This window comes from Bathymodiolus azoricus thioautotrophic gill symbiont (assembly GCF_001298715.1).
GTDB lineage: Bacteria > Pseudomonadota > Gammaproteobacteria > PS1 > Pseudothioglobaceae > Thiodubiliella.
In genome coordinates, this window is sequence record NZ_CDSC02000326.1 from 1 (window position 1) to 9,568 (window position 9,568).

The window sequence follows — 9,568 nt, forward strand, 5'->3', positions numbered from 1 at the left end:
TTAGATGAAAAAGTCATTTTAAATACACTCAACGCACGCCCAAAAAATCAACATGTGGTTATCACGGGTAGAGCTGCTTCAGAGGGTTTAATTAGGATTGCTGACACCGTTAGTAAAATAGCAGACATCAAACACGCTTTTAGGTCTAATATCAAAGCCCAAAAAGGTATCGACTTGTAATAAAAAACAAAATTGAGAAGCCCGGCGTCTCAATTGGTTAATAACCGTTAGGGTTTTTGCTTTGCCAACGCCAAGTGTCTTGACACATTTCATCAAGTCCACACTCAGTTTTCCAATTTAATTTTGTAACGGCGTAGGATGGGTCTGCATAGCAAGTAGCAATATCACCTGCCCTTCTATCTACTATCTGATAAGGCACAATTTTGCCTGAAGCTTTTTCAAAGGCTTTGACCAGTTCAAGCACTGAATAACCATTGCCCGTACCGAGATTAACGGTTATAACTTGTGGTTTATCCATCAAAGCTCGCAAGGCTTGAATATGCCCTTTGGCTAAATCCACCACATGGATATAATCCCGCACCCCTGTACCATCAGGCGTGTCATAATCACCACCAAAAATATTTAACTTATCCAACTTGCCAATCGCAACTTGTGAGATATAGGGAAGTAGATTATTGGGAATGCCATTCGGATGCTCACCAATCAGGCCACTTTTATGCGCACCTATAGGGTTGAAATATCGTAGTAGTGCAATATGCCAAGTGCTATGGGCAGTAAACACATCTTGCAAAAATTCTTCAATCATCAATTTTGAGCGCCCGTAAGGGTTAGTCACTGATAATGGGAAATCTTCTTTAATAGGCACGGTATGTGGATTACCATACACAGTGGCTGATGAACTAAATACAAAAGTTTTGCAATTAAAATCGCGCATCACTTCGCTCAAGATGAAAGTACCGCCAACATTGGTATTATAATACTCAATCGGATTTTCTACCGACTCGCCTACTGCCTTCAGCCCTGCAAAATGAATCACACCGTCAATACTGTGCTGCTCAAACACTTGAGTAAGCGCCACCTTATCACAAACATCTGCCTGATAAAAAGGAATACTACTGCGAGTGATTTCTTCAACACGCTTTAGCGACTCTAATGATGAATTACACAGGTTATCAAGCACCACCACTTCATAGCCAGATTCAATAAGCTCTATGCAAGTATGTGAGCCAATATAACCTACGCCACCTGTTACTAAAATTTTCATAAAATGAATTAAGGGTGAATACGACCTGTGGTTACCTTATGAAGTACATGGCTAATATAAGTTTGATACGGCATACCTTCATTCATTGCAATTGCCTTTAACCTATCAATATCATCTTCAAGCAATCTAATGCTAATAGACTTCTTTTTAGAAAGCTTTTTGATAGTGTTGGATGCAGCATCTTTCAAGGACGCACTTAATTCGTCAAAATCACCTTTATCCAACTCAATAAATTGATTATCCTCAAAACTCTGCAAAATTTTTAACTCTTTTGTAGTTTCAATTGTAATATTTTTCATACTTACCCTCCTAAATATTTTTTAGTTTGCTTTCTACTGGGAAAAATGGTTTTTAGAAAAAATAAATCTTTGTCTTTTATAAAAGGAACAACATAAACATAATGACTAATTTCAACAACAAGACAATACTGATTATCAAAATTCTTACTTGGATTTTTCTCAATATTGAGCAATTTTCCATTGCTAATACTGGTAACCACATCCTCAAAACACACATTCCTTAATTCCAACAAAAGATTATTTTTATCATCACTCCAATTAAATTCCATTGTTTTATTCTAATGCTGTTTACAAAATTTTATATATACATTGTATATTAATTAAATGTATATTTATAAAAATTTTAATAACTAAGTGTATTTTCGTGCAATACGACGATAAATAATCGTATAAACCACCATAAACACACATGCCCAGCCAATCAATACCAGTTTATTATCATACCAAAATAGTGCAGGAATAATACTCACTAAAGACAATGCCCATAAAAAAGGCGATGTCTTACTGTTATTCATCGTTTTATCACCTTGAGAATTATTGGCTACTACAAGTTTGTGAATTAGCATATGTAAATGATAGCCATCTGGCTCACTGGCAAGTGTACCATTGATGATTTTCTTCCTATAAATACTAAATAGCAATTCATACATAGGATACATTAGGAGTGCTAATACAAACCAATTAGACAGCATGTCGTGTCTAGAGACAAACACCAACCCTATCATCGAGAACATAAAGCCAATAAAATACGCCCCACCATCACCCATAAATAATTTACCCAATGGGAAATTCAACAAGAAAAATCCAAGAGTAGCAGCAATTAAAAGCAAGTTTAGTTGCAATATCAAGCTATCACCTAATTGATAAGCAACAAATGCCATCGCTAATGATGCCAATATAGCATAACCTGACATCAAGCCATTATAGCCATCAATCACATTTAATGCATTGACTGCACCGCCCACCACCAGTAATGTAAAAGCCAAACCAATTAATGGGTAAGACAGCAGGCTATCCGTCCACGCGAAACCCAATGATGAAATACCAATATCAAAATAAAAGAAACTAACACTAAGCGAGATAAATATAAATATCAAACGCCATAAAGGGTATATTTTGGCACTAAAATCTTCAACCAAACCAATGATAAACACAGGTGTCGAAACCAACAATAAGGGCAGTAAAATGGCTTGCAAGTCAGGTAATAAAAAATACCCTATACAGAAACTCAAAAAAACTGCCAAACCTCCTATATGAGGCGTTGGCTGATGATGAAATTTTTGCACCCCACACAAATCATGCTGGTTTAAAAACCATTGTTTTTTATGAGCTAAGACAACAATCAAAGCTGAGAAAATTATTGAAAAAGCTAAAGTAATTAAAAATGCTTGCATAATGCTAGATAAAAAATAAAACTATTTTACCTTTGCGATAATTTTAAAATTTAAAATTCGCTTTTTAGGGATTGCCATGGGTTTTTAGGGGTGTCCTAAACTTGCCTTTTGCTACTTTGAAGTAACTCAGCATTAAATTTCTTAAAATCATCAAGCTTAACTTGAATAATATGGCAAACTATATCTAGGTTTAATTTTTGATAATTGTGCACAGCAATGTTTCTAAAGCCTACCATCTTTTGCATGTTTTCACTAGTTTTTTTAGTAATAACTTTATGTTCATTCAATAAAATAAAGACTTCTCTACTGCTTTGTGGCAAACCAAGTTTTTTCACTCTAACAATATGTGTGGCAATATCAATACTAGCCTGAGCCGCCCTTTCAATATTAAGAACTACCGAGTCCTGTTTGGTGTAATTTTCTAAAAACTCTTCTTCAAAGCCACTATATTCTTCATAAACCCTAGAAATACATTTTTCTATTGTTGCAATTTTATTAAAAATAACATCATCCATAAACTAAGCCTGTTTTTTGAATATCTTGATACTGTTGTAATTTTAACTCTTGCAAATCTAGATACAGCCAATAACACTGGTCAGAAAATGCTTGAATTTTTTTTTCATCCTTGGTGTAAATAAATTTGCCGTTTGAAATTATTTGAAATCTAAAAACTTCACTACAACGCCTTAAATCCACCAAATCAACATCGCATTGCAACACAATTGATAACTTTTGAGATAAATCCCATCTTGCAATATTATCCAATTTATCCTGAGCTAAAAATGCGATATCAATATCACTGCTTTCAATATTTTCCCCACTTGCTATACTACCAAAAATATAAATAGCCAATAGTTGGGGAATTTGTTGTAAATGTTCTATGATTATTTTATTCATTTTATTTTTATCAAGTCCTTACAACTTATTCGCTACACTGAGAACGATTATAAACAAACAAGGTTGTAAGTGTCAAAGTTTTTAACACTCCTAAATAAGACCACTACAGCCAAAGAAATATAATCATAAGCACTAAAATCAACATCTCTTATCAAACGAAAAAAAAATTTCAGCGCCACCAAAACGCTCGCCAATTATTTTTTTTCAAAAAAGAAAAAAATTTAAACTGCAATATCTTAGACAAAGGTTTTTTAATAAAAGACAAAGGGTTGATTTTCAAGCCATTAACTTTCCAAGATTTATAGCTCTCAATATTTGCTTTAATGATGTTGTTAATATTGCCATTACTAACCCCGCCAATACGCATTTTAACCAATACCTTTGGTAAATAGATAACACTGATTTTATGCTTAACTAAAAACCTCAACATAATTTCATAATCCGCAGAAATTTTGAACTCTAAATTAAATCTGCCATATTTATCATAAATGTTTTTTCTAACAAAAAAAGTGGGGTGTGCAGGATGCCAACCGTTTTTAAATAAGTCTGTTTTATAAGGTTTAGAACGCCATTTTCTAACTGTTTTATTGACATTATCTTGTTGCGCAAAATCTAAATCAGCATACAAACTATCGGCACCTTCGTATTGCATTTTTTCAACCACAGTCGCTAACACAGTATTATCCGCATAAAAATCATCGGCATTTAATATCCCAATAATATCGCCTGTCGCTAAAACAATACCTTTATTCATCGCATCGTAAATGCCATTATCTGGTTCGCTGATAAATTTATCTATTTTATTGCCATAACTTTTGACAATATCCACCGTTCCATCTGTAGAAGCACCATCAATAATAATATATTCAATATTTTCATAAGTTTGATTCAAAACAGAATCGATGGCATTGTTGATGGTGTTTTGATTATTGTAAACAACGGTGATGATGGATATTTTCAATTGTAGTCCAGTATTTTTCTATAAATTTCTAATTGTTTTTCAAGCACATAATGATTTTCAAACTCTTTTGATTTTAAAATTGCATTTTTACTTAACTTGTCATATTCTTTTTCTTTGCATTCAAATGATTTCATAATTACTTCATTTAAGTTTTCTTTATCAACTAAAAAACCATTTTTCCCATCATCTATAAAATCATCTCTTGTGCCAATATTAAACCCTATAACTGGCACACCAAAACTCATCGCTTCTATGATAGTCAACCCAAAAGTTTCATACCAAACTGATGGTTGAATTAAATATTTTGATTTTGCGATATTATTTAGTGTTTCTTGTCTGTTCTGCTTACCTTTAAAAATGATATTTTTCTTTGCGTATTTATCTCTCAATTCTTCTTCAATATCGCCACCACCTACAATGGTTAATACAAATATATCGTCTAATTGCTCCCATACTTTTAAAAGCCCATATATTCCTTTTGATTCTTCAATTCTTCCTACATATATATAATTATTTTTCTGTTCTTTTATTTTAAAATTTATGTCAAGACTATTTGGCTTTAATATCACTCTTTTTTTATCTAATCCTAAAGATACTACTTTATCTTTTTGAAATTGTGTCAATACAAAAAAATAATCTATATTATCAAATACTTTAGTTGCTCTGTAATACCAAAAAGACATCTGTGCTAATACACTTTGAATTAAAGACTTCCTAAAACATTTATTAAAAACACCGTGCAAAGAAAATCTATTTTTTGGACATAACTCGCATATACCATAACCATCTCTATAAAAAATACCAGAGATACACCACAAACGATAATTATGCAAAGTGTGTACCACTTTAGCCCCTGCATCTTTTGATGCTTTAAATATACTAGGTGTTAAAAGTGGATAAAAATTGTGAATATGCACAATATCTATATTGTTTTTCACTATTATTTTTTTTACTTCTTTGTAATATTTAAAAGAAAACCAAATGCTAAATATAAGTTTAAATTTACTAATATCATCATTTGACACTTCAAAAGAAAATACATTCTCTTTGCCTAATTTCTTTACTAAAGATTGAAGTTCATTTTGATAAACTATATCTTCACCACCTATATTGTTAGATTGGTATTTGTTATGTACTATTAACAATTTCATGAGATATAATCAGTTTATTCGTAAACAATAACCTGTAATTTATCTTTATTATCAATAGAAAGTTGTTTTACATTGAATGCCAACACATCATACTTCATTTTATCAATATTCAAAACAATATCTCTTATTCCTATACTATCCTTTGGCTTAAAGATATATCCATTCATGCTATTTTCTATTAATTCACTAGCCCCACAATTTTCACTTACAATCACAGGTAATCCAAAATACAAAGCTTCTTCCACAACCAACCCCCAAGGCTCACTAATACTAGGAAAGATAAATATATCATTTTCTTTAAATTCATTTTTTATATCTTTATTTTCTATAGTTCCTAAAAAAACAATGTTTTTATTTGCTATACTTTTTAGATATTTTTCATCCTCTCCTGTGCCAATAATTGTTAACTTATAGTCTTTTAAATCATTAAAAATATTTATTAAAAATTCTAAATTTTTAACTTTTGACAATCTACCTATAAATAAAAATCTTTTTTGATATATTTTACTTTCATATACAAAATCAGGCTTATTAATGATGCCTACCCCTTTTGTGATTTTTATATTCCCTTTATAGTTCAATTTTTCTAAAAGTTCTACATGCAATTTTCCAGATGCGAAAACGGTCGAAATACGATTTAAAAATATACTTTTTACAAGTCTTTTTAAACCTTTTGTATTGCTTTCTAAAACTGTGGATTCTAGAGCCAAACAATTTCTTACTTTACTATGTGTAAATACCAGGTACCAAAATTCTTTTAAATCCCAACCGCTTACTAATAATTTTTTATAGTTTATTTCTTTTAATATTTGTTTTATTTTACTTATATTTTTAAAAGCATCTCTATTCTGAAAATTACCATCAAATAAGACTTTATATTCAAATCTAGCATTTTTTAAAGTAGTAAAATCATCAGATCGTTTTTCAGATGTATTTAAAGCTATAAAAATAACTAGTATATTTAATTTTTTTGCTAATTCATTGTAAAGATTTACTTTATAAAAAGCTGGAATATGTGTAACGATGACATAATCATACATATTTGAACACTCCTTTATTTTCAAACTTCAATTTAAGAAAAAGTAAAACTTGAAGTAAAATCAAAGAGATAAAAAGTTTAAGATACCAATCTCCAAAGTGTAGTTTTTCCACAACAATATGAGCAATATTATTTGTATATGGATGCATGATAAATAAAAGCATAGTGTTGCCCCCCCATATTTTCAATAATTTATTGTCGCTATTAAATTTTTTTAATATAATGATAAATGTATATACTATAGATATAGAAAACAATATGTTTATAACTATGTTGGAGTATGTTTTTGAAGCCATATCCAATGCGGGAAAACCTACAAAAATCCATATTACCATTGCAACAAAAGGTAAAAAATACAATATCTTACTTTCTGCATAAGACCGAAAATAGATATATCCAATAAATACGAATAGTAAAGCATTCATCGCATTGTCTATTCCAAAAGGTAAATTTATAAAAAAACTTAGAGAAAACAATATAAATACTACTAAAAACTGTATAAATATATTTTGTATATTTTTTTTCACTATAAACAATATAACCCTAGCAAAAAACAATGCAGGTAGAAACCATAAAACAAAAGCATAAGTATGTATCAAAGATGGCATATCCATCCATATAAAAACACCTTGCAACTCATCTAATAAATTTACAGTATTTCTATGCAAAGCATATCTTTTAAGTATTTCCAAACCCAAACCAACTACAGAAAATATAAAATAAGGAATCACAAGTCTTTTAAAATCTTTGCTTACAAACTCTTTAAAAGTTAAATCAAACTTTATAAAAAATCCAGCAACTATAAAAAACAAAGGCATATGAAAAGAGAATATAAATCCTCCAAGAGGAGAAGCTATATGTCCTAAGATGACGGCTAATATTCCTAAGTTCTTGAAATTATCAACCCATAATAATTTATTTTCCAAGTTTCAATACCTTTTTTATATAATACTTAAATAAAGTCCAATACTTAACACCATCAAGTACAAAACTAATAGCTACATTATTATCTCTTTTTATCTTATCATATTCTTTAAATATTTCTAAAGTTCGACCTTCTCCTATACCATCATCTCTCCATCTAGCTACTATTACATCTTTTGTAACCACTTTTGGAAAGTTTTTATAACTTCTAAGTAAATGCTCATAATCCATACAAAAAATATTATTCACATCAAATAGTCCATATTTTTCAAAATAACTTTTATGTGTAAAGAGTCCTTGATGAGGCATAGACATTCTAAATAGTAAACTCTTAGAGTCAATTTTATCTATATATTTAGATGTATATAATTCATTTCCTTTTATATCTATTCTTTGTATTCTAGCACTTACAAAAATATCTTCTTTACTATTTATATCTTGAAAAACTTTTTCTAAACTACCAGAAGATACAAAACCATCTCCATCACCCTGAAAGTTTATATATTCACCAGATGAAACTTTGACACCTTTATTAAAAGCATCGCTTATCCCTTGATCAGACTCACCCACCCAATACGCAATTTTATCCTCATATTTTTTAATAATATCCACCGTGCCATCGGTAGATCCACCGTCAATAATAATATATTCAATATTTTCATAAGTTTGATTGATAACACTAAGAATGGTTTTTTCTAAAAACTCAACACCATTAAATACCACGGTAATAATGCTGATTAACGGTTTTTTTATATCGCTCATTTTTTATATTATTCCTTATTTGCTTAAATCAAAAGAACTCACTAATATTAAATTTTGGCATAATTCAATAAAACCACTTAATACTTTTTGTATGTCATTTATTAATAACCTCACGACACCAATCTTGATTATTCAAATACCATTTAACGGTTTTCTCAAACCTGAGTTAAAAGTTTCATCAGGCATCCAGCCTAATTCTCTAGTAATTTTAGTGGCATCAATAGCATATCTAACATCGTGTCCTGCTCTATCAGTAACAAATGTTATTAGTCTATTATACGGCTCTTTTGTTGGCACCAATTCATCTAAAATCTGACAAATTTCTTGCACAACTTCAATGTTTTGTTTTTCATTATAACCACCAATGTTATAAGTGTCCCCCAGTTTGCCTTTTCTGCAACCAAAACCAAAGCCTTGGCGTGGCCATCAACAAAAAGCCAATCACGAATTTGATTACCTTTACCATAAATTGGTAATGGCTTATTAGCCAAAGCATTTAAAATCACTACAGGAATAAGTTTTTCTGGGAATTGATAGGCACCATAATTATTAGAGCAATTGGTAATAACGATTGGCAAATCATAAGTGCGAAACCAAGCACGAACTAAATGGTCAGAACTGGCTTTTGAAGCGGAATATGGCGAACTTGGTGCGTAAGGTGTGCTTTCGGTAAATAAATCATCCGTTCCATCCAAATCACCATAAACTTCGTCAGTAGAAATATGATGAAAACGAAATGCCTTTTTTATCATCGGACAATTGTTGATAATAATCTTTTGCAATCTCTAGCATTGTATAGGTGCCGACAATATTGGTTTTAATAAATTCAGCCGCACCACTAATAGACCTATCCACATGCGACTCTGCTGCTAAATGCATTACTATATCAAGCTGATACTTTGAAAAAAATTCTTTC

At 30.7% G+C, this 9,568-nt stretch carries 12 protein-coding genes and 1 pseudogene; 1 reads left to right on the top strand and 12 read right to left on the bottom strand.

The window, feature by feature from the left end; translation table 11 throughout:
* Positions 1-180: cob(I)yrinic acid a,c-diamide adenosyltransferase (locus BAZSYMA_RS06420; protein WP_195910130.1), on the top strand; the 180-nt coding region annotated here is incomplete at its 5' end.
* Positions 181-217: 37 nt separating this feature from the next.
* Here the strand turns inward: BAZSYMA_RS06420 and galE are convergent.
* From galE to rfbB, 12 genes and pseudogenes are all read right to left on the bottom strand, one after another.
* The gene (gene galE, locus BAZSYMA_RS06425) at positions 218-1,225 is read right to left on the bottom strand and encodes a UDP-glucose 4-epimerase GalE (protein ID WP_090716867.1); all 1,008 of its coding nucleotides are present in this window, start codon (positions 1,223-1,225) and stop codon (positions 218-220) included.
* 8 nt (positions 1,226-1,233) lie between these two features.
* The gene (locus BAZSYMA_RS06430) at positions 1,234-1,524 is read right to left on the bottom strand and encodes a CopG family antitoxin (protein ID WP_090716868.1); all 291 of its coding nucleotides are present in this window, start codon (positions 1,522-1,524) and stop codon (positions 1,234-1,236) included.
* A 2-nt stretch (positions 1,525-1,526) separates the two neighbouring features.
* Entirely contained in the window at positions 1,527-1,793 is a 267-nt protein-coding gene (locus BAZSYMA_RS06435) for a hypothetical protein (protein ID WP_090716871.1), read from the bottom strand.
* A gap of 81 nt (positions 1,794-1,874) precedes the next feature.
* Positions 1,875-2,918 (bottom strand): MraY family glycosyltransferase, encoded by a 1,044-nt coding sequence (locus BAZSYMA_RS06440; protein WP_090716873.1) that lies wholly within the window; start codon positions 2,916-2,918, stop codon positions 1,875-1,877.
* 95 nt (positions 2,919-3,013) lie between these two features.
* Entirely contained in the window at positions 3,014-3,433 is a 420-nt protein-coding gene (gene hepT, locus BAZSYMA_RS06445; RefSeq protein ID WP_090716875.1) for a type VII toxin-antitoxin system HepT family RNase toxin, read from the bottom strand.
* Positions 3,426-3,815 (bottom strand): type VII toxin-antitoxin system MntA family adenylyltransferase antitoxin, encoded by a 390-nt coding sequence (mntA, locus tag BAZSYMA_RS06450; RefSeq protein WP_090716877.1) that lies wholly within the window; start codon positions 3,813-3,815, stop codon positions 3,426-3,428. The genes hepT and mntA overlap by 8 nt, the downstream gene beginning before the upstream one ends.
* 169 nt (positions 3,816-3,984) lie before the next feature.
* Complete coding sequence (locus BAZSYMA_RS06455) at positions 3,985-4,776, bottom strand: glycosyltransferase family 2 protein (protein ID WP_090716879.1); 792 nt, start codon at positions 4,774-4,776, stop codon at positions 3,985-3,987.
* The gene (locus BAZSYMA_RS06460) at positions 4,773-5,927 is read right to left on the bottom strand and encodes a glycosyltransferase (RefSeq protein WP_090716881.1); all 1,155 of its coding nucleotides are present in this window, start codon (positions 5,925-5,927) and stop codon (positions 4,773-4,775) included. Before BAZSYMA_RS06460 ends, BAZSYMA_RS06455 begins: the two co-directional genes overlap by 4 nt.
* Positions 5,928-5,941: 14 nt before the next feature.
* A complete protein-coding gene (locus tag BAZSYMA_RS06465) occupies positions 5,942-6,967 on the bottom strand; it encodes a glycosyltransferase (RefSeq protein ID WP_090716883.1) in 1,026 nt (341 codons plus the stop codon).
* Positions 6,960-7,892, bottom strand: coding sequence for an acyltransferase family protein (locus BAZSYMA_RS06470; RefSeq protein WP_090716886.1), 933 nt, complete (start codon positions 7,890-7,892; stop codon positions 6,960-6,962). Before BAZSYMA_RS06470 ends, BAZSYMA_RS06465 begins: the two co-directional genes overlap by 8 nt.
* Positions 7,882-8,652 carry a glycosyltransferase family 2 protein gene (locus BAZSYMA_RS06475; RefSeq protein ID WP_241502574.1) on the bottom strand — a complete coding sequence of 257 codons (771 nt, stop codon included), beginning with the start codon at positions 8,650-8,652 and terminating at the stop codon, positions 7,882-7,884. The genes BAZSYMA_RS06470 and BAZSYMA_RS06475 overlap by 11 nt, the downstream gene beginning before the upstream one ends.
* 94 nt (positions 8,653-8,746) lie before the next feature.
* Positions 8,747-9,568, bottom strand: a pseudogene (gene rfbB, locus BAZSYMA_RS06480) (dTDP-glucose 4,6-dehydratase); the annotation flags it as partial.

Bases quoted from the DNA above. Each gene is read 5' to 3' on its own strand.
- BAZSYMA_RS06440 (WP_090716873.1), bottom strand. From the start codon at position 2,918: ATGCAAGCATTTTTAATTACTTTAGCTTTTTCAATAATTTTCTCAGCT.
- BAZSYMA_RS06465 (WP_090716883.1), bottom strand. From the start codon at position 6,967: ATGTATGATTATGTCATCGTTACACATATTCCAGCTTTTTATAAAGTA.
- hepT (WP_090716875.1), bottom strand. From the start codon at position 3,433: ATGGATGATGTTATTTTTAATAAAATTGCAACAATAGAAAAATGTATT.
- BAZSYMA_RS06430 (WP_090716868.1), bottom strand. From the start codon at position 1,524: ATGAAAAATATTACAATTGAAACTACAAAAGAGTTAAAAATTTTGCAG.
- BAZSYMA_RS06460 (WP_090716881.1), bottom strand. From the start codon at position 5,927: ATGAAATTGTTAATAGTACATAACAAATACCAATCTAACAATATAGGT.
- mntA (WP_090716877.1), bottom strand. From the start codon at position 3,815: ATGAATAAAATAATCATAGAACATTTACAACAAATTCCCCAACTATTG.
- galE (WP_090716867.1), bottom strand. From the start codon at position 1,225: ATGAAAATTTTAGTAACAGGTGGCGTAGGTTATATTGGCTCACATACT.
- BAZSYMA_RS06435 (WP_090716871.1), bottom strand. From the start codon at position 1,793: ATGGAATTTAATTGGAGTGATGATAAAAATAATCTTTTGTTGGAATTA.
- BAZSYMA_RS06475 (WP_241502574.1), bottom strand. From the start codon at position 8,652: ATGAGCGATATAAAAAAACCGTTAATCAGCATTATTACCGTGGTATTT.